We start from the raw sequence: 17,608 nt of genomic DNA on the forward strand, positions 1-17,608 counted from the left end.
CCCTCAATGACGCTTTTCGTCTTTTTCGCGGTGCTTGCCGCCGCCGCCATGCACGCGATCTGGAACGCGCTGGTCAAGGTGCATCTCGATCGCTTCCTGTCGATCACGCTGATGACGCTGGGCATGGGTTTTGCCGCACTGTTCGTGCTGCCCTTCGTCGAGTTTCCAAAGGCCGCGGTATGGCCCTTTATAATCGCCTCGGTGCTCTTTCACATGGGCTACCGGACCTTCCTCATCGGCGCCTACAAGGCCGGCGATTTCGCCCAGACCTATCCGCTGGCGCGCGGCACGGCGCCGCTTTTGACCGCGCTCGGCGGCGTTGTCGTGGTGCAGGAGATGCCGGCGCCGTTCGCCATCCTCGGCATCCTGCTGCTGTCGGCCGGCACGCTGGTGATGTCGTTTCGCGGCGGCGCGCATCTGGAGCGGATCAATGTGCGGGCGGTCGGCTTTGCGCTCGGCACTTCGATCTTCATATCCAGCTATACGCTCTCCGACGGCAGCGGCGCGCGGCTGGCCGCAACGGCAACGAGCTATGCCGCATGGCTGTTCATCTGCGATGCCACGTGGGCGCTGGTGCTGTGCCTCATCTTTCGCGGGCCCAAGGCGCTGCCCGTGCTGGCGCGTGACTGGAAAGCAGGCCTGTTCACCGGCGTGCTCAGCGGCGCGGCCTACTGGATCGTCATGTGGGCGATGACCAAGGCGCCGATCGCCTCGGTGGCGTCGTTGCGGGAGACGTCGATCCTGTTTGCCATGATGATCTCGGTTTTCGCGCTCGGCGAGAAAATGACAGGCTGGCGCGGCGCCGCCGCGCTCAGCATCGTCGCCGGTGTCGTGGCCCTCAGACTGGGCTGAGAGCCTGATACTTCAGCCGAGCACCGTCATCACCTGTCCGCGCCGTTCCGGACTGAAGCGGATGACGACGATGATGCAGACGGCGACCACGCCGGCAAACAGCGCCAGCGCGTAGCCACGAGATTGGGCGAGAAGGCAGCCAGCGCGCCGACCACCGAATAGCTGACGATGTTGAGCATCAGAATGGGCTTGCGGCCATATTTTGTCGGCCAGCCTGCCGAAGAAGAAGGCGCCGATGAAGCGTGTCGCCAGCGTCAGGAACAACGCTTTGGAGACTGCGGGACGTCAGTGTTGAATTCGGTTGCGATATCGGTGAGCAGGAACGTCAGAAGGAAGAAATCAAAAGCGTCGAGCGTCCAGCCGAGGAAGGAGGCAAGGACGGTTTTCTTCTGCTGCGCGGTGAGAGCCACGACGTTCCTCCTAAACGCCCCCCGGGGAACGATATGTTCCTTGGGGCGCAAAAGAGAACAGGCGTCAGCCGGCTTTCGAAAGAAGCGCGGTCACTTTTTCGTAATGTCGAGATCGAACACCATCAGCCCGTCGGTGCCGCCTTCGAGCGCTGCGACCAATCGGGCGCCGGCGCGCTGATGCGCTTCATGCACGAGATAGGCGTCGCGGGCGGCGGCATCGCGGAAGTCGATGGTGAAGGCATGGCTGAAGCCGCGCGCGAACGGCTCCGGGCTGACATTGGTGCTGAAATGGACCGTGTCCATGCCGTCGACAACGGAGCGCAGTGCTTCGAGATCGGCGTGGATTGCCGTGCGCTTGGTGGCGGGCACATCGCTGCGGAAGCGTACGAAGACGCAGTGTCTGATCATTGGTTCGTTCTCCTAAGTGGCTATGCGGCCCGATTGCCGGAGAACACCGCCGGCGGAAGCGGCTCGCGGCCGAGGATGATGTCGGCGCCTTTTTCGCCGACCATGATGGTCGGCGCATTGGTGTTGGAGGAAGGCACGCGCGGCATCACCGAGGCATCGCAGACGCGCAGGCCCTCGATGCCGCGCAGGCGCAGGTCCGGTGTGACCACCGCCATATCGTCATGGCCCATGCGGCAGGTACCCACGGGGTGATGGTCGGTCTTGGCGGTGCGGCAGGCATAGTCGATCAGCTCGTCATCGCTGGCGCGCGATGGTCCAGGCAGCACCTCGCGCAACACGTAAGGTGCAAGCGCCTTCTGCCGCATGATCTGGCGCGCAAGCCTGAGGCCCTTGATCGACATGGCGCGGTCGTAAGGGTCCGACCAATAGTTGGGATCGATCAGCGGGTGGTCGGCCGGGTCGGCGCTGCTCAGCCGCACCGTGCCGCGCGAGCGCGGGCGCAGGAAGGCCGAGTTCAAGGTCACGCCGGGGTTCTTCAACCTCTCGACGCCGGCCTCGATGCCGGAGCCGAGTCCCAGATGGAACTGGATGTCGGGCGAGGCGGCGGTCGGATCGGCGTACCAGAAGCCGCCGGTCTCGAACAGGCTGGAGGCGACCGGCCCCTTCTTCAGCAGCAGATACTGCAAGCCGGCCCACGCGGTGCGGTGCAGCTTGGCGTAGTTGTCATAGGTGTGGTCGCCGGTGCATTCGGCGATAACGAACAAATCGAGATGGTCCTGCATGTTGGAGCCGACACCGGGCAGATCATGCACCGGCGTCACGCCGACCGATTTCAGGTGATCAGCCGGGCCGATGCCCGACTGCATCAACAGCTTCGGCGAACCGATGGCGCCGGACGAGACGATCACTTCGCGCTCGGCGCGCATGATGGTCTTCTCGCCGCCGGGTTTGTCGGCGATCTCGACGCCGATGGCGCGGCCTTTCTCGACGACGATGCGGGTGACCAGCACATCGGTTCGGACTGTCAGGTTCTTGCGGGCGCGGATGGGCTTCAAATAGGCGACCGAAGCGGATGAGCGCCGGGCGTCCTTCTGGGTCAGCTGGTAGTAGCCGACGCCTTCCTGGCTAGCGCCGTTGAAATCCGGGTTGAAGGGGATGCCCATCTCTTGGCCGGCGCGGAAATAGGCCTCGCAAATCGGCAGCGGCGAAATCGGGTTCGACACGCCGAGCGGCCCCTGGTCGCCGTGAAAATCGTTGGCGAAGCGCTGGTTGTTCTCGGCGCGCTTGAAATAGGGCAGCACGTCGCGATAGCCCCAGCCCGCGAGGCCCTCTTCCTTCTCCCATGCGTCGTAGTCGCGAGCGTTGCCGCGCGTGTATATCTGGGCATTGATGGACGAGCCGCCGCCGACCACCTTCGCCTGCGTATACCAGAAGACGCGGTCTTGCATGTGCCTCTGCGGCACAGTCGACCAGCCCCAGGAAGCGATGCCCTTGGTCATCTTGGCAAAGCCCGCCGGCATGTGGATGTAGGGGTGCCAGTCCTTGCCGCCGGCCTCGAGCAGCAGCACGGAATTCGCTGGATCCTCGCTCAGCCGGTTGGCCAGAACGCAGCCGGCCGGGCCGGCACCTACGATGATGTAGTCGGTCATAACTCTATCCACCTACAGTCGAGGCACGGAGAGCGCGCCGTCGACATTGATAATCGAGCCTGTGGAAAAGCCGAGCTTGCCGGCGGCAAGCGTCGCCACCACGGCGCCGATGTCCGATGCTTCGCCCCAGCGTTTTGCCGGCACCAGGCCGCTGTCGATAAGCGCGTCGTATTTGGCTGATACGCACGCGGTCATGTCGGTGCGAATGATGCCGGGCCGCAGTTCGAACACGCCGATGTTTTCCGGCGCAAGCCGTAGCGCCAGGTTCTTCACCCACATCGAAAGGCCGGCTTTCGAGATGCAGTAGTCGGCGCGTTCCGGCGAGGCCATATCGGCGCTGACCGAGGTGATGGTGATGATCGAGCGCGGATGATTGCTGGGAGCCGCCAGCATCGCCTTGGCGACGGCCTGGCTAAGGAATACGGTGCCGCGCAGATTGACGTCCAGCGCACGGTCGAAATTCTCGGGCTTCAGCTCCAGCAGATCGCCGCGCACCACGGCGCCGATGCCGGCATTGTTGACGAGGCAGTCGATGCGGCTGAAGGCACGTATGGCGGCGTCGACGAGGGCCGTGTGATCCTCGAGGTTGGCGATATCACAACGGACATAGGCGAACTCCGCACCCCGTGCGGTGATGTTGGCGGCCAGTTCGTCCGGCGCTTGTTCGGCAAGGTCGGCGATCAAAATGTCGAAGCCGTCCCCGGCCAGCGCCTCGGCGCAGGCGAGCCCAATGCCGCGCGCACCGCCGGTGACGATTGCTGCGGGGCGGGTCATGCCGCGAGGTCCGTTCGGCGAATATGCTCGGCCACGCGCAGCGCCTGTGCCGCAATCGACAGCGCCGGATTCACGGCGGCCGAGTTCGGCAAAAAACTGGCGTCGACAACGAACAGGTTCGGGTGGTCGAAGGCGCGGCAGAAAGGGTCGAGCGGCGACGTCGCCGGATGGTCGCCCATTTTCACCGTGCCGCACTGGTGAGAGGGCGTGCGCTTGTCGAAGGGACGCGACAGCACGATGGGATAACCGCAGGCGCGGAAGTTCTCACGCATCACCCTGGTCAGCCCGTCCAGCGACTGCATGTTGGAGCGCCGCCATTGCATGACGATGTCCTTGCCGTCGACCATGATGCGGCTTTCCGGATCGGGTAGATCCTCGCACATCAGATACCAGTCAACGGCGTGACCGGCCATGTAATCGAGCGCGAATTTCGGCACGCGTTTGACGTTGGCCTTCAACATGTTGCCGTCGATCTTGCCGAGCAGCTGGACGTTGCCGAGCGGCTTGCCGCCTTTGCCGTCGGAGAGATAGTAGTCATTCAGCATCAGCGTCTTCTGGTAGACGCTGTCGTTCCTGCGGCGCGGATCGATCGCCAGCATGGCGCTCGAATTATGGTTCATGAAATTGCGGCCGACCTGGTCGGAGCGGTTGGCGAGGCCTTTGCCATCTGGTGAAGGCGAGCGCAGCAGGATGACGGCGGAATTGACCGCGCCGGCGGACAGGATGACCAGCTTCGGCGCGACTTTCTTCAGCTCGCCATTCTGACGGTAGTGAACGGCAGCGATGCTTTTGCCGTCGGACGACGCTTCGAGATATTCGACATGGCAGCCGGTTTCGAGTCGGATATTGCTGTCCTTAAGTGCGGCCGTCAGCGGTCCGGTCTGCGCATCAACCTTGCCCTGGGCGGTGTTGGGGAATGCGTCCCAGCCGGTCTTGCCCTCTTTCAGCCAGGTGTCGATGTCGACGCCGAGCGGCAGCGAGGCGGGGTGCAGGCCCAGTCCCTTCAGCTCGGCGCGGGCGCGCGCAATCGGCGCTTCGTCGGGCACCGGCTTGAAAGCATAGGGGATCGAGTGGAACGGTTCGGTCGGGTCCTCGCCGAGTGAGCCGCGGACGCGAAACAGCTGCTCGGCTTTCGAATACCAGGGCTCGAATTCATCGTAGGAAAACGGCCATGCCGGCGAGACGCCACCGAAGTGCTCCATGGCGGCGAAATCCTCTTTGCGGTAGCGGATCAGCACCGCGCCGTAGAATTTCGAATTGCCGCCGACATAGTAGTAATTGCCGGGGTTGAAGGCGCCGCCGCCGGCCTCGCGCCACATCTCCTTCGGACGGTAGTGGCCATCGACGAAGATCGAGCGCGTGTCGCGGGCATGCGGCGTTGCCGGCAAGGGCTCGCCGCGCTCCAGCATCAGGACCGAGGCGCCGCTGCCGGCCAGGCCGGAAGCGATCGTAGCGCCGCCGATGCCGGAGCCGATGATGACGATATCGGGGCTGACCATCTCGATCAGCGGATGCGGTGTTCGGTCGCCGGATCGAAGAACACGGCCTTGGTCAGGTTGAAGGCGAGCGGCGTGCTGGTGCCCGGCTGGATGTTGGCGTCGGCCCGCAACCGCGCCACCACGCCCTTGCCGCCGAGGTTGGTCACCGCGAAAGTGTCGGACCCTGCCGGCTCGACCACTTCGATGTGCAGGTCGGCAGTGGCAATGTTGGAGGCGTTGCGTTCCGCACCTTCCGGATCGGTCAGCGCTTCCGGGCGCACGCCGAAGATGATCGGCTTGCCCTGGAACGCCGACAGGCCCGCCGGCGCATTGGCCATCGGCAGCGTAATGGGCTCGCGCGCCTCGCGCTCCAACACGACGGACAGCGCATTGCCCGACGTGGCAATGGTCGCCGGGATCAGGTTCATCGCCGGCGAACCCATGAAGTCGGCGACGAACAAATTGGTCGGGTTGTTGTAGATCTCGGCCGGGGTGCCGAACTGCTGCACCTCGCCGTCGCGCATGACGGCGATCTTGGTCGCCAGCGTCATCGCCTCGATCTGGTCGTGGGTGACGTAGACGATGGTTGTGCCGGTGGTGGCATGCAGGCGCTTGATCTCGATGCGCATGTCAACGCGCAATTTGGCGTCGAGGTTGGACAAAGGCTCGTCGAACAGGAACAGCTTAGGGTCGCGCACCAGCGCCCGGCCCATGGCGACGCGCTGGCGCTGGCCGCCGGAAAGCTGGCTCGGCTTGCGCTGCAGGAGGTGGCCGATCTGCAGGACCTTGGCCACCTTGTCGATCGCCTTTTGGCGTTCGTCGGCCGGCACGCCGCGCATCTCCATGCCGAAGGAGATGTTTCCGGCCACCGTCATGTTCGGATAGAGCGCATAGCTCTGGAACACCATGGCGATGTCGCGCTTGGATGGGTGCAGATCGTTGATGGCGCGGCCGTCGACGCGGATTTCGCCCTCGGTGATCTGCTCTAGGCCGGCAATCGTGTTGAGCAAGGTGGACTTGCCGCAGCCGGACGGGCCGACCAGCACCAGGAAGCCGCCCTTTTCGAGCTCGACATCGATGCCCTTCAGGATCTCGACATTCCCGAAGCGCTTCTTCAGCCCATCAATTTCCAGAAAAGCCATGGTCGTTCCTTCCGAATTGATCAGCCCTTGACCGCGCCAGCCATCAGCCCGCGCACGAAATAGCGGCCGGCGACGACATAGACGATCAGGGTGGGCAGAGCCGCGATCATCGCGGCCGCCATGTTGACGTTGTATTCGACGACGCCGGTCGAGGTGTTGACGACGTTGTTGAGCGCCACCGTCATCGGCATGGAGTCGCCTGTGCCGGCGTAAGCCGAAGCGAACAGGAAGTCGTTCCAGATGTTGGTGAACTGGTAGATGACGGTGACGACGAAGATCGGCATCGAGTTCGGCAGCATGATGCGGCGGAAGATCTGGAAGAAGGAGGCGCCGTCGACCTGTGCGGCCTTGATCAGCTCGTTCGGGAATGCCTCGTAATAGTTGCGGAAAAACAGTGTAGTGAAGCCGATGCCGTAGACGACATGGACGAAGACCAGGTTGACCGTCGGATTGCCGAGACCGAAACTCGTACCCGTCGCATTCTGCAGCTTCACGCCGAAACGTCCCAGGCTGCCGAGGATGGTCGCCATCGGCAGCAGCACCGACTGGAACGGAATGAAGCAGGCAAACAGCATCAGCCCGAACACCAGCGTGGCGCCGCGAAAACGCCATTTGGTCAAGACGTAGCCGTTGAGCGCGCCGAGCATGGTCGAGATCAGTACGGCTGGAACCACCATCTTGATCGAGTTCCAGAAATAGCCCTTGATGCCGGCGCAGGTGAGGCCGACGCAGGTCTCGCCCCAGGCCTTCAGCCACGGGTCGAAGGTCGGCGCCGTGGGCAACGCCAGCATGTTGCCGTTCTGGATCTCGTCCATGGTCTTGAACGAGGTCACCAGCATGACGAACAGCGGCATCAGATAAAACAGCGCAAACAGCGCCAGAAGCCCGTAGATGACGATGCGGTTGAGGGTCTTGGTGCTCATGCCGCCGGAGGCCTTTTGGGAAGCAGCGGGGCGGGCAGGGGTGGCGACAGCGCTCATCGCGGCTTCTCCCTGAGTTCCGAATAGAGATAAGGCACGATGATGGCAACGATGGTCATCAGCATGATCACGGCACTGGCCGAGCCGACGGCCATTTCGTTGCGCTTGAAGGTGTACTCATACATGAAGTTGGACGGCAGCCAGGCCGAGCCACCGGGGCCGCCGCTGGTCAGCGCCACCACGAGATCGTACGACTTGATGGCGAGGTGGGCGAGCACGATGAAGGCCGACAGGAAGATCGGCCGCAGCAGCGGAATGACGATGCGGCGGTAGAGCTGGAAAGTAGTGGCGCCATCGATCTGCGCCGCTTTCATGATCTCGCCGTCGATGCCGCGCAGGCCGGCCAGGAACATCGCCATGATGAAGCCGGAGGCTTGCCAGACGCCGGCGATGACCACCGTGTAGATGACGAAATCCTTGTTCTTGATCCAGTCAAAATGGAAGCTCGTCCAGCCCCATTGATGCAGGGTCTGCTCAAGGCCGAGGCCGGGATCGAGAAACCATTTCCAGGCGACGCCGGTAACGATGAAGGACAGCGCCATCGGGTAGAGATAGATCGGCCGCAACACGCCTTCGCCGCGGATCTTCTGGTCGAGCAGGATGGCCAGGAACAGGCCGAGCGCCAGGCACATGGCGATGTAGAGAAAGCCGAAAATGCCCATATTGATGATCGACGTGTACCAGCTCGATGGCGGGTCGGAGTCGAACGTCCAGCCCCATAGCCGTAGGTAGGCGCGCGGTCCGGTGATGACATAGGACGGAAAAGTCTTGGAATTGGTGAAGGACAGATAGACCGTCCACAGGATGAAGCCATAGACGAAGACGATGGTGATGGCGAAGCTCGGCGCCAGCACGATCTTCGGCAGCGCGTCCTGCAGTCGCGCGCGCACCGAGGGGCGCGACCGCTCCGGCGTCAGCTTGATCTGGGTTGTCGCTACACTGCTCATGAGGCTCCTCCCGTTTCGGGTTGTCCGTGCTCTGCCGTCAGGCGGCAAGGCGACCCCGTGCATACGGGTCTCTGGTCGGCATGGTGTTCAAGAGCGTTTTCACCGTTTCACGGAAACGGCGAACCTCTCTAACTCTTTCTTTTACGCAATTCCGGCCGGAAAACCGCTCACACTTTTCCTGGAATTGCGCCAGCTGGCCAATCCTTAGGTGAAACCTTCCCCGCCGAAGCGGGGAAGGTGTGTTTCTGGCTAGCGCTTACTTGGCGTCGTCGATCACCTTTACCAGTTCGGTCACGGCTTCGTCCGAGGTCTTGATCTGACCATGGACGAACTTCGAAACGACGTCCTTGTAGGCATTGGCGACCGCCGGAGGCGCGCCATAGCCCTGGGCAAGCGAGCCGAACAGTGTGCCGCCTTCGTTGGCAGCCTTCAGGTCGGCGATGCCCTTCTTGCCGCACGCGTCGAAGTCGGTGTCGGGAACGTCGGTACGGGCGGGAACCGAACCCTTGACGACGTTGAAGGCCGACTGGAAGCTCTTCGACAGGGTGGCGGTGGCCAACGCGACCTGGGCGGCCTTGCGGTCGTCCGGAACGTTGAACATGCCGAACATGTCGGAGTTGTAGACCACCGAGCCTTCCGTGCCCGGGAAGCGATAGCACAGGAAGTCGGTGCCCGGCGTTTTCTTGGCGGCGTTGAACTCGCCCTTGGCCCAGTCACCCATCACCTGCACCAGGGCATCGCCCTTGATGACCATGGCGGTGGCAAGGTTCCAGTCGCGGCCCGAGAAGTTCGGGTCGACATAGGTGACGAGCTTGGCGAGGTTATCGAACGACTTCTTCATCGTGTCCGACTTGAGGGACTCGTCGTCGAGGTCGTTGAAGGCCTTCTTGTAGAACTCAGGTCCGCCGGTCGACAGCACAACCGAGTCGAACATGGTGGCTTCCTGCCAGTTCTGGCCGCCAAGGGCGAGCGGGATGACGCCAGCCGCCTTGGCTTTGTCGAGCAGGGCGACGAAGTCGTCGAAGGTCTTTGGCTCGGTGCCGCCGATCTTGTCCATCACCGCCTTGTTGATCCACAGCCAGTTGACGGAGTGGACGTTGACTGGAGCAGCGACCCACTTGCCGTCATAGACGGAGAACTTCTGCAGGGCTGCCGGAACCGACTTGTCCCAGCCTTCCTTCTTCGCCGTCTCTGTCAGGTCGCCCATCACGCCGGCCGCCGCATAGTCGAGCACGGTGTAGCCGAGCATCTGCGACGCGGTCGGGTAATTGCCGGCCGCGACCATCGCCTTCAGCGCAGTCATGGCGGCGTCGCCGCCACCACCGGCCACCGGCACGTCCTTCCAGGCATAGCCTTCCTTGGCAAGGTCGCCCTTGAGGACATTGAGAGCAGCCGCTTCGCCGCCCGACGTCCACCAATGCAGCATCTGCACTTCCTTGACGTCCTCGGCATGGGCCGAGAAAGCAAAGGCCGTCGCCAGAGCCGTTCCGATAAGCAGTTTGCGCAACATGTTCTACCTCCCTTGTTGCATTACACGACCGGTGGAAGCCCACCGGGTTCTTCCAAACTCAGCCGACCCACCAACCGGTGCGCTGGCCGCGATGAAACTGGATTGTCTTTTCCTCGGTATAATCCTCGACAGCGCGTTTGCCGAGTTCGCGTCCGATGCCGGACTGCTTGTAGCCCCCGAATGGCAACTCGGGAAAGCCTTCCATGAATGTGTTCACCCAAACGGTCCCCGAACGCACACCACGCGCCACCGACATACAAGTGTCGATGCTGGCGCTCCACACCCCTGCAGACAGACCATAGGGCGTGTTGTTGGCGATGTGCAACGCCTTTTCAATCGATCCAAAAGTCAGCACGGAGAGCACCGGGCCGAACACTTCCTCGCGCGCAATAGCCATGTCTTCGGTAACGCCGCGGATGATGGTCGGATCGAGGTACTGGCCGGCATTGGACGCCAATTGGCCGCCACCGCTATAGACATTGCTGCCGTCTTTTGCTGCTGCCGCAACGTAATCTGCGACCTTGGTCAGATGGTCGGCGGAAATCATCGCGCCAACCTTGGTTCGGTCGTCGAGTGGGTCGCCGACCGTTACCTTGGCGGTCAGGGCCTTGACAGTGGCGAGGAAATCGTCGGCGATGGCTTCATGCACGATCAGCCGACTGCCGGCATTGCAGCATTCGCCGGCGTTGAAGAAGCCGCCGAACACTGCTGCGTCAGCGGCCGCCTCGAGATCGGCATCGGGGAAGACGATCTGGCCGTTCTTGCCGCCGAGCTCCATCGAGACTTTCTTCAGCGACTGCGCGGCGGAAGCCATGGTCATCTTGCCGACGCGGGTAGAGCCGGTGAACGACACCATCTCGACCAGCGGATGGCTGACCATCGGCCCCCCGACATCGGCGCCGAGGCCGGCCAGGATGTTGACGACGCCCGCGGGCAGGCCGGCCTGCATCAGGATGTCGCCGAGCACGAAGGTCGAGGCCGAGGTCATTTCGCTCGGCTTGACCACCGCGGTGCAGCCGGCGGCGAGCGCGAAGGGCAGTTTCTGGCTGACGATCAGGAACGGGAAATTCCACGGGGTGATGATCGAGACGACGCCGATCGGCTCGCGCAGGACGACGCCCAGCATGGCGTCGCCGAGATTGGCGTAGCTCTCGCCGTGCAGCGTGCGGGCGAGCGAGGCGGCATAACGCCAGATGTCGACGGCGCCGCCGATCTCGCCACGCGCCTGGGCGATCGGCTTGCCGGACTCCAGCGCATCGAGGCGGGCGATGTCTTCGAGCTGGGCCTCGATCAGGTCGGCCGTCTTGAGCAGGATGGCTGCGCGCTCGGCCGCCTTCGTGCGCGGCCACGGGCCGGTCTCGAATGCCTTGTGCGCGGCCTGCATGGCCGCCTCCACCTCGGCCTCGCCGGCCTGCGCATAGCGCGAAACGGTGAAGCCATGGCCGGGGCTGTTGCGCGCAATCGTGCGGCCGTCACGGGCATCGACATGCTTGCCGTCGATCAGGAGCTTGTAAGCCTTCGGCGCCTTGGACGCCTCGGCCGGCATGGAAATGTTGAGCGGTGCGTTCATCATGCTTTCTCTAGGATCTTGAAAAGGCCGGCTTCTGCTTGGCCTTGAAGGCGCTCACGCCGGCTTTGAGGTCGCCGGTCAGCGCAACGAAGCCGCTGGCGAGCGCCTCGGTGGCGGCCGCACTTTCCTCGCCTTCGGCGACTGCGATCATCAGCTTGGCGGCTTCGGTTGCGAGCGGCCCGCGCCCGGCGATTTTTTCGGCCCAAGTCCTGGCCTCTGCCAGCGCCTGGCCGGTCTCGACCACGCGGTCAACGACGCCGAGGGCAAGCGCGTCGGAGGCGGCAAAGAGCTCGCCGCCGAGTGCCATGCGGCGCACGATCTGGGCCCCAAAGCGGCGCACGGCGCGCTGCGTGCCGGACCAACCGGGGACGACGCCGATCGATGTCTCGGGAAAGCCGAGCTTCACCTGCGTTTCGGCGACACGGAAGTCGCAGGCGACCGCCAGCTCCAGCCCGCCACCCAGCGCATGGCCGGAAAGCACCGCGATGGTCGGCTGCCGCAGCCGCGCCAGTCGGTCGAAGACACGGTGGCCGTAGCGCACCCATTGCACCTGAAAGTCGGCAGCGCTCATTTGTGCCCAGGCCTCGACGTCGCCGCCGGCGCAAAAGCCTTTGCCTTCGCCGCGGATCAGCACGACGCGCACGCCTTCAGCCATTTCGGCTTCGTCGAGCGCTGTCTCGAGCGCGCGCAGCATCGGAATGTCCAGCGCGTTGAACTTCTCCGGCCGGCGCAGCGTGACGATGCCGATGGCGCCGTCCTGCTCGAAGGTGACGAGGCGCTCAGCCATGCGCGCCTCCGAGCGAAGCGCCACCATTCAGCGACAGGCCGATCGGCCGGTCCTGATAGAGAGCCGCCGGCGTGACCTTGAGATCGTTGGCGATGCCGAGCGGAATCTCTGACTGCGCCAGCACATCGCGTTCGAGGTCGATGCCGGGCGCCAGTTCCGTCACCATCAGACCGTCCGGCGTCAGCTTCATCACGCAGCGCTCGGTGACGTAGGTGATGTCCTGCCCTTGCGCGACGGCGCGCTTGCCGGAGAAGGAGATGTGTTCGACCTCGTTGACCACCTTCTTGACCTTGCCTTCTGCATCGATGCGGATGCCGCCATCGGCGAGCGACAGTTTTGCGCCGGCATTGAAGAAGCCGGAGAAGACGATCTTTTTCGCCCGTGCCGTGATGTCGACAAAGCCGCCGGCCCCGGCGGTGACATGTGGCCGGGCCGAGAGTTTCGACACGTTGACGGAGCCATGGCGGTCGATCTGCAAGAAGGAGAGCAGCGAGGCATCGAAGCCGCCGGCCTGGAAATAGATGAACTGGTGCGGCGAGGGCATGATCGCCTCGGCGTTGGAAGCGCAGCCGAACTTGAAGTCGAGCAGCGGCACGCCGCCGACCGCGCCCTGCTCGATCACCCAGGTGACCTTGCCGTGCTGACCTTCCTCGAGAAGGATACGCGGCACATTGGCCGAGATGCCGAAGCCGATATTGACGGCCATGCCATCGCGCAACTCCATGGCGACGCGGCGCGCGATTACTTTCTGGATGTTCATTTCGGCGTTGCGAAAGCTTGACAGCGGGCGGAAGATCTCGCCCGAAATCGCCGGGTCGTAAGGCGTCAGCGTCGTCTGCAACTGGTCCGGCGCCACCACGATGTGGTCTACCAGCACGCCGGGCACGCGCACGTCATGCGGCTTCAGCGTGCCGTTCTCGACGACGCGCTTGACCTGCGCAATGACGATGCCGCCATTGTTGCGCGCGGCAAGCGCCTGTTCGAGGCCGCCGAGATAGGCGCCCTCATGTTCATAGGTCAGGTTGCCGCGCTCGTCGGCGGTGGTAGCGCGGATGATCGAAATGTTGGGCACGATCGAGCGGAAATAGAGCCATTCCTCGCCGTCGAACTGCTGCACCGAGACGATCGGCTCGCTTGCAGCCGCGTTCATGGCGCAGCCCTGGTGGCGCGGGTCGGCAAAAGTGTCAAGGCCGACCTTGGTCAGCACGCCCGGCCGCTTGGCGGCGGCCTCGCGGTGCATGTCGAACAGGATGCCCGACGGCACATTGTAGGCGGCGACCGAATTGTCGCCGATCATCTTCCAGATCTGCGGCGGCTCGGACGAGGAGGGGCCCGAGGGATAGGAGCCGCAGAGCGTGCGCTTCAACAAACCGGGCTTGGCCAGATGGTCGATGCCCTTGATGCCATACATGTCGCCGGCGGCGATAGGGTGCAGCGTGGTGATATTTTTCGGATGGCCTTCCGCGTCGAAGCGCCCGCCGATGGCGGCGAGCACGGCATCCGGGCAGCCGAGCCCGCTCGACGACGAGACCGACACGGTCATGCCGTCCTTGATGAGGTTGGCGGCCTGCTGAGCGGAGACGAGCTTGCTCACTTGGCGCTCCCGAGTTTCGGCTCGATGGCAACCGCCTTGCCGGATTTCCCGGACAGCAACGCTGCTTCGGCCGACGCCAGCGACCAGACGCCGTCCTCGCCGGTGGCGGAGGGCTGGCCTTCTCCACGCATGGCGGCATGGAACTGGCGCAGCGACCTGGCGTAGAGGTCTTCTCGGTCGAAGCTCAGTTCTTCCTCGCCCTTGGCGGTGCGTAGCAGCACCGAGCCGACCGGCTTCTGCGTCATCACATTTTTTGCGATCAGCGAACCTTCGGAACCATGCACCTCAAAGCCGGTATCGGCGAACTTGGTTGTGAAGCCTTCATGCGACTGGGCAATCAAACCGGACCTGAAGCGCCAGATGCACATGGCACCGTCTTCCAGCCCGCTGCCGGCCATGCCGGCCGACTGGGTGAAGGCCGAAATCTCGATCGGGTCGTCGCCGAGCACGAAGCGCAGCGTGTCGGCATCGTGCACGGTGATGTCGAGCACCACGCCGCCGCCGGCTTCCGGTCTGGTGATGCGCCAGCCCTGCAGGTTCTCCGGCAGATAGACGGCATGGAACACACGCGCGGCAATCGGCTTGCCGATGCGGCCGGCTGATATGGCGTCGCGCATGGCGTGGTGGGCGCCGGCATTGCGCAGATGATGGTTGGTGCCAAGCACCACGCCGGCTTCCTTGGCGGCGGCGACCATTATGCGCGCATCAGTGCTGTTCAGCGCCAGCGGCTTTTCGCACAGAACATGCTTTCCCGCCTTGATCGCGGCCAGCGCCTGTTCGAGATGCAGTTCATTGGTGGTCGAGATGTAGACGACGTCGATGTCGGCGCCGAGCAAATCGTCAAGCGTCGAGACGGCGAGAGGAATGTTGTTTTCTGCGGCATAGGTCTTGGCGCGCTCCGGGTTGGAGCTCGTCACCGCTGATATCTCGCCATCCTTTTGTGCGCGGATGGCGTTGATCATGAACTGTTTGGCGATCGTGCTGGCGCCGATCAGTCCCCATCTGACGCTCATGCCGCGTCTCCCATTCCTGCTGATGTGTTCTGGGCGCGGCGACCGGGACCGCAGCTGTCCCTGACGACCAGATTGACGGCGCCGATATGGTCCTCGGCATGCGTGGTGCGCGACTGGATCATCTTCAGCATGACGTGGGCGGCGCGTTCACCGAGGCCGGGTGTGTCGACCGAGACGCTGGTCAGCGCCGGCATATAATGCTCGGCCTCGACCACGTCGTCGAAGCCGACGACGGCAAAGTCCGCGCCGGGCTCCAGCCCGCGCTTGCGCAGCGCCAGCATGACGCCGAAGGCGACGGCATCGTTGAAGCACAGTGCCGCCGTCGGCGGCTCGGCCATGGCAAGGGCGGTTTCCAGGCACGCGATGCCGCCCCTGCGGCTGGTCTCGCCTTCGACGACAAGCACGTCGCGCCTGGCAATGCCCAATGTTTCGCAAGCTTCACGAAAACCGCCCAGGCGCTCCTGATAGACGACCAGGTCGGAGGTGCCGCCGAAGAAGGCCAGCCGGCGATGGCCCTTGCCGATCAGATGGGCGGCGGCGAGATACGCGCCGCGATGGTTGTCAGGCGCGATCACCGGGATGCGGCTGTCCGGCAGGCGGCGCATGGCGAAGACGACCGGCACGCCCGCCATCTCGAGGCGACGGAAGGCGCCCGGCGTGGTGCCGCGTGCCGGTGACACGATCAGGCCTGCGACGCCCTGTTCCATCAGCGACTTCAGCACTTCTTCCTGGCGCACCGGGTTCTCCGCCGTGTTGGCGATGAAGGGCACGATGCCGGCTGACTGGAAGACGCGCTCCATGCCGACCGCCAGCTCGGCGAAAAAGGGGTTGGTGAGATCGTTGATGACCATGCCGATGACGTTGGAATGGGCTTTGCGCAGATTGGCGGCGCCGCGGTTGTAGACATAGCCGACATCCTCGATCGCCTTGCGAACCTTGACCGCGGTTTCAGGCCGGATCAGCCCTGAGCCTTGCAGCACAAGCGACACCGTCGATTTGGACACACCAGCCTCGCGGGCGATGTCCAGGATCGTTGCCTTGGGCCGGCTGGCCATGTCGGTGGTTTCCTCCGCCTGAATGAGCAAATCTATTGGAACGTTCTAATCACTCTGCCAAACGAGAGTCAATCGGGATTCTTGCGGAGATCGAAAAGGTGAGGAATGCGGTTCCAAGCAAGGGCTCTTAGCCTTCTTCGGCATTTGGACCGGTTCAATCGCCTGAATCATAAAGGTTCTTGATTTATTGGAACGTTCCATTTATAGGATGCCGAAAACGGAGGTTGCCATGGATATCACCCTGCCTACGCAGAATGGCGGCCGCGTCAGCTACAAGCTCGCGGGCAGTCCGGTCGAGCCCGTAATCGGTGCGGTTTTCCCGCGCATCGCCTATGCCGCTGCCCATGTCGTCGCCGACCCTTTCGCGATGACCGACCCCTGGTCGAAGCCTGCGGTCGACTGGGACAAGACGATGGCGTTTCGGCATCATTTGTGGCGGCTTGGCTTCCGCATCGCCGAGGCGATGGACACCTCGCAGCGCGGCATGGGTTTCGACTGGGCGAATGCGCAGGAATTGATCCGGCGCTCGATCGCCGAGGCGCGCAGCGTCGAAGGCGCAGACCTCGCCTCGGGCGCCGGCACCGATCATCTGGCGCCGGCCAATTCGAGATCACTCGAAGATGTGATCGCCGCCTATGAGGAGCAGTTCGCTTTCATTGAAGGCGAGGGCGGCAAGGCGATCATGATGGCCAGCCGGGCGCTGGCAGCGGTCGCAAAGGGTCCGGACGACTATATCAGGGTCTACGATCGCATCCTCAGCCAGGCATCCGGCAAGGTCATCCTGCACTGGCTGGGCGACATGTTCGATCCTGCACTGAAAGGTTATTGGGGCAGCGGCAATTTCGAGGCCGCGCTCGACACCGTCGTCGCCATCATCGAGCGCCATGCCGGCAAGGTCGAGGGGATAAAGATTTCCCTGCTCGATGCCGGCAAGGAAGTTGCCTTGCGCAACCGGTTGCCGGAAGGCGTCGTCATGTTCACCGGCGACGATTTCAACTATCCCGAACTGATTGCCGGCGACGGGAAGCGGCACTCGCACGCCTTGCTCGGCATATTCGACCCCATCGCGCCGGTCGCCAGTGCGGCGCTCGCGAAACTGGCTGACGGCGACCGCGCCGGCTTTGACGCGCTGATGGCGCCGACAGTGCCGTTGTCGCGCAAGATCTTCGAGGCGCCGACGGAGTATTACAAGGCCGCCATCGTCTTCATGGCCTGGCTCAACGGCCATCAGGACCATTTCGCCATGGTCGGCGGCATGCAGTCGGCGCGCGGCATCCTGCACTATGCCGACATCTTCCGCCTTGCCGACCAGGCAGGGTTGCTCGCCGATCCCGAGCTTGCGCTGGCCAGGATGAAGCATTTCTGCGCGGTTGCAGGTGCCTGAGAACGACACAATCGCTGGCTGAAACCTGTCCCCCGTATGGGGATTTGCGTTCTCG

The 17,608-nt window shown here is 63.5% G+C and carries 17 protein-coding genes; 2 read left to right on the forward strand and 15 right to left on the reverse strand.

Features of this window, described 5'->3' with window-relative positions:
- The first annotated feature begins 6 nt into the window (after positions 1-6).
- On the forward strand, positions 7-852 hold the full coding sequence (locus tag X750_RS155405; protein WP_023683217.1) for an EamA family transporter: 846 nt from the start codon (positions 7-9) through the stop codon (positions 850-852).
- A gap of 12 nt (positions 853-864) precedes the next feature.
- Here the strand turns inward: X750_RS155405 and X750_RS1000000166785 are convergent, their stop codons facing one another.
- The 15 genes from X750_RS1000000166785 to X750_RS155335 form a co-directional block, all read right to left on the reverse strand.
- Positions 865-1,116, reverse strand: coding sequence for a hypothetical protein (locus tag X750_RS1000000166785; RefSeq protein ID WP_023747118.1), 252 nt, complete (start codon positions 1,114-1,116; stop codon positions 865-867).
- On the reverse strand, positions 1,107-1,262 hold the full coding sequence (locus X750_RS1000000166790) for a hypothetical protein (protein ID WP_245271824.1): 156 nt from the start codon (positions 1,260-1,262) through the stop codon (positions 1,107-1,109). Before X750_RS1000000166790 ends, X750_RS1000000166785 begins: the two co-directional genes overlap by 10 nt.
- A 90-nt stretch (positions 1,263-1,352) precedes the next feature.
- Entirely contained in the window at positions 1,353-1,670 is a 318-nt protein-coding gene (locus X750_RS155395; RefSeq protein ID WP_023747120.1) for a Dabb family protein, read from the reverse strand.
- A gap of 20 nt (positions 1,671-1,690) precedes the next feature.
- Complete coding sequence (locus X750_RS155390) at positions 1,691-3,319, reverse strand: choline dehydrogenase (protein WP_023747121.1); 1,629 nt, start codon at positions 3,317-3,319, stop codon at positions 1,691-1,693.
- Between the two features lie 12 nt (positions 3,320-3,331).
- Positions 3,332-4,093: a 3-ketoacyl-ACP reductase gene (locus X750_RS155385; protein WP_023747122.1), complete on the reverse strand. Its 762-nt coding sequence runs from the start codon at positions 4,091-4,093 to the stop codon at positions 3,332-3,334.
- Entirely contained in the window at positions 4,090-5,592 is a 1,503-nt protein-coding gene (locus X750_RS155380; RefSeq protein WP_023747123.1) for a GMC family oxidoreductase, read from the reverse strand. Before X750_RS155380 ends, X750_RS155385 begins: the two co-directional genes overlap by 4 nt.
- 5 nt (positions 5,593-5,597) lie before the next feature.
- Entirely contained in the window at positions 5,598-6,713 is a 1,116-nt protein-coding gene (locus tag X750_RS155375; protein ID WP_023671180.1) for an ABC transporter ATP-binding protein, read from the reverse strand.
- Positions 6,714-6,733: 20 nt separating this feature from the next.
- Positions 6,734-7,693, reverse strand: coding sequence for a carbohydrate ABC transporter permease (locus X750_RS155370; protein ID WP_023671181.1), 960 nt, complete (start codon positions 7,691-7,693; stop codon positions 6,734-6,736).
- Positions 7,690-8,640 carry a sugar ABC transporter permease gene (locus X750_RS155365; RefSeq protein WP_023747124.1) on the reverse strand — a complete coding sequence of 317 codons (951 nt, stop codon included), beginning with the start codon at positions 8,638-8,640 and terminating at the stop codon, positions 7,690-7,692. Before X750_RS155365 ends, X750_RS155370 begins: the two co-directional genes overlap by 4 nt.
- 256 nt (positions 8,641-8,896) lie before the next feature.
- Complete coding sequence (locus X750_RS155360; protein ID WP_031242743.1) at positions 8,897-10,150, reverse strand: ABC transporter substrate-binding protein; 1,254 nt, start codon at positions 10,148-10,150, stop codon at positions 8,897-8,899.
- A gap of 58 nt (positions 10,151-10,208) precedes the next feature.
- Positions 10,209-11,720: an aldehyde dehydrogenase family protein gene (locus X750_RS155355; RefSeq protein ID WP_023671184.1), complete on the reverse strand. Its 1,512-nt coding sequence runs from the start codon at positions 11,718-11,720 to the stop codon at positions 10,209-10,211.
- 10 nt (positions 11,721-11,730) lie between these two features.
- Complete coding sequence (locus X750_RS155350) at positions 11,731-12,507, reverse strand: enoyl-CoA hydratase/isomerase family protein (RefSeq protein ID WP_023671185.1); 777 nt, start codon at positions 12,505-12,507, stop codon at positions 11,731-11,733.
- Positions 12,500-14,101 carry an acyl CoA:acetate/3-ketoacid CoA transferase gene (locus X750_RS155345; protein WP_023747126.1) on the reverse strand — a complete coding sequence of 534 codons (1,602 nt, stop codon included), beginning with the start codon at positions 14,099-14,101 and terminating at the stop codon, positions 12,500-12,502. Before X750_RS155345 ends, X750_RS155350 begins: the two co-directional genes overlap by 8 nt.
- On the reverse strand, positions 14,098-15,114 hold the full coding sequence (locus tag X750_RS155340; RefSeq protein WP_023747127.1) for a Gfo/Idh/MocA family oxidoreductase: 1,017 nt from the start codon (positions 15,112-15,114) through the stop codon (positions 14,098-14,100). Before X750_RS155340 ends, X750_RS155345 begins: the two co-directional genes overlap by 4 nt.
- Complete coding sequence (locus X750_RS155335) at positions 15,111-16,169, reverse strand: LacI family DNA-binding transcriptional regulator (protein WP_023747128.1); 1,059 nt, start codon at positions 16,167-16,169, stop codon at positions 15,111-15,113. Before X750_RS155335 ends, X750_RS155340 begins: the two co-directional genes overlap by 4 nt.
- A gap of 229 nt (positions 16,170-16,398) precedes the next feature.
- Between X750_RS155335 and X750_RS155330 the strand changes: the two genes are divergently transcribed.
- Positions 16,399-17,553, forward strand: a complete 1,155-nt coding sequence (locus X750_RS155330) for a dihydrodipicolinate synthase family protein (protein WP_023747129.1) — start codon at positions 16,399-16,401, stop codon at positions 17,551-17,553.
- Positions 17,554-17,608 lie beyond the last annotated feature (55 nt).

Origin of the sequence: Mesorhizobium sp. LNJC391B00 (assembly GCF_000502535.1) — a bacterium.
Classification (GTDB): Bacteria; Pseudomonadota; Alphaproteobacteria; order Rhizobiales; family Rhizobiaceae; genus Mesorhizobium.

Excerpts from the sequence above, each read along its gene's own strand:
- X750_RS155385 (WP_023747122.1), bottom strand. The coding sequence starts at position 4,093 with ATGACCCGCCCCGCAGCAATCGTCACCGGCGGTGCGCGCGGCATTGGG.
- X750_RS155405 (WP_023683217.1), top strand. The coding sequence starts at position 7 with ATGACGCTTTTCGTCTTTTTCGCGGTGCTTGCCGCCGCCGCCATGCAC.
- X750_RS155340 (WP_023747127.1), bottom strand. The coding sequence starts at position 15,114 with ATGAGCGTCAGATGGGGACTGATCGGCGCCAGCACGATCGCCAAACAG.
- X750_RS155375 (WP_023671180.1), bottom strand. The coding sequence starts at position 6,713 with ATGGCTTTTCTGGAAATTGATGGGCTGAAGAAGCGCTTCGGGAATGTC.
- X750_RS155335 (WP_023747128.1), bottom strand. The coding sequence starts at position 16,169 with ATGGCCAGCCGGCCCAAGGCAACGATCCTGGACATCGCCCGCGAGGCT.
- X750_RS155390 (WP_023747121.1), bottom strand. The coding sequence starts at position 3,319 with ATGACCGACTACATCATCGTAGGTGCCGGCCCGGCCGGCTGCGTTCTG.
- X750_RS155330 (WP_023747129.1), top strand. The coding sequence starts at position 16,399 with ATGGATATCACCCTGCCTACGCAGAATGGCGGCCGCGTCAGCTACAAG.
- X750_RS155395 (WP_023747120.1), bottom strand. The coding sequence starts at position 1,670 with ATGATCAGACACTGCGTCTTCGTACGCTTCCGCAGCGATGTGCCCGCC.
- X750_RS155350 (WP_023671185.1), bottom strand. The coding sequence starts at position 12,507 with ATGGCTGAGCGCCTCGTCACCTTCGAGCAGGACGGCGCCATCGGCATC.
- X750_RS155365 (WP_023747124.1), bottom strand. The coding sequence starts at position 8,640 with ATGAGCAGTGTAGCGACAACCCAGATCAAGCTGACGCCGGAGCGGTCG.
- X750_RS155370 (WP_023671181.1), bottom strand. The coding sequence starts at position 7,693 with ATGAGCGCTGTCGCCACCCCTGCCCGCCCCGCTGCTTCCCAAAAGGCC.
- X750_RS155380 (WP_023747123.1), bottom strand. The coding sequence starts at position 5,592 with ATGGTCAGCCCCGATATCGTCATCATCGGCTCCGGCATCGGCGGCGCT.
- X750_RS155360 (WP_031242743.1), bottom strand. The coding sequence starts at position 10,150 with ATGTTGCGCAAACTGCTTATCGGAACGGCTCTGGCGACGGCCTTTGCT.
- X750_RS155355 (WP_023671184.1), bottom strand. The coding sequence starts at position 11,720 with ATGAACGCACCGCTCAACATTTCCATGCCGGCCGAGGCGTCCAAGGCG.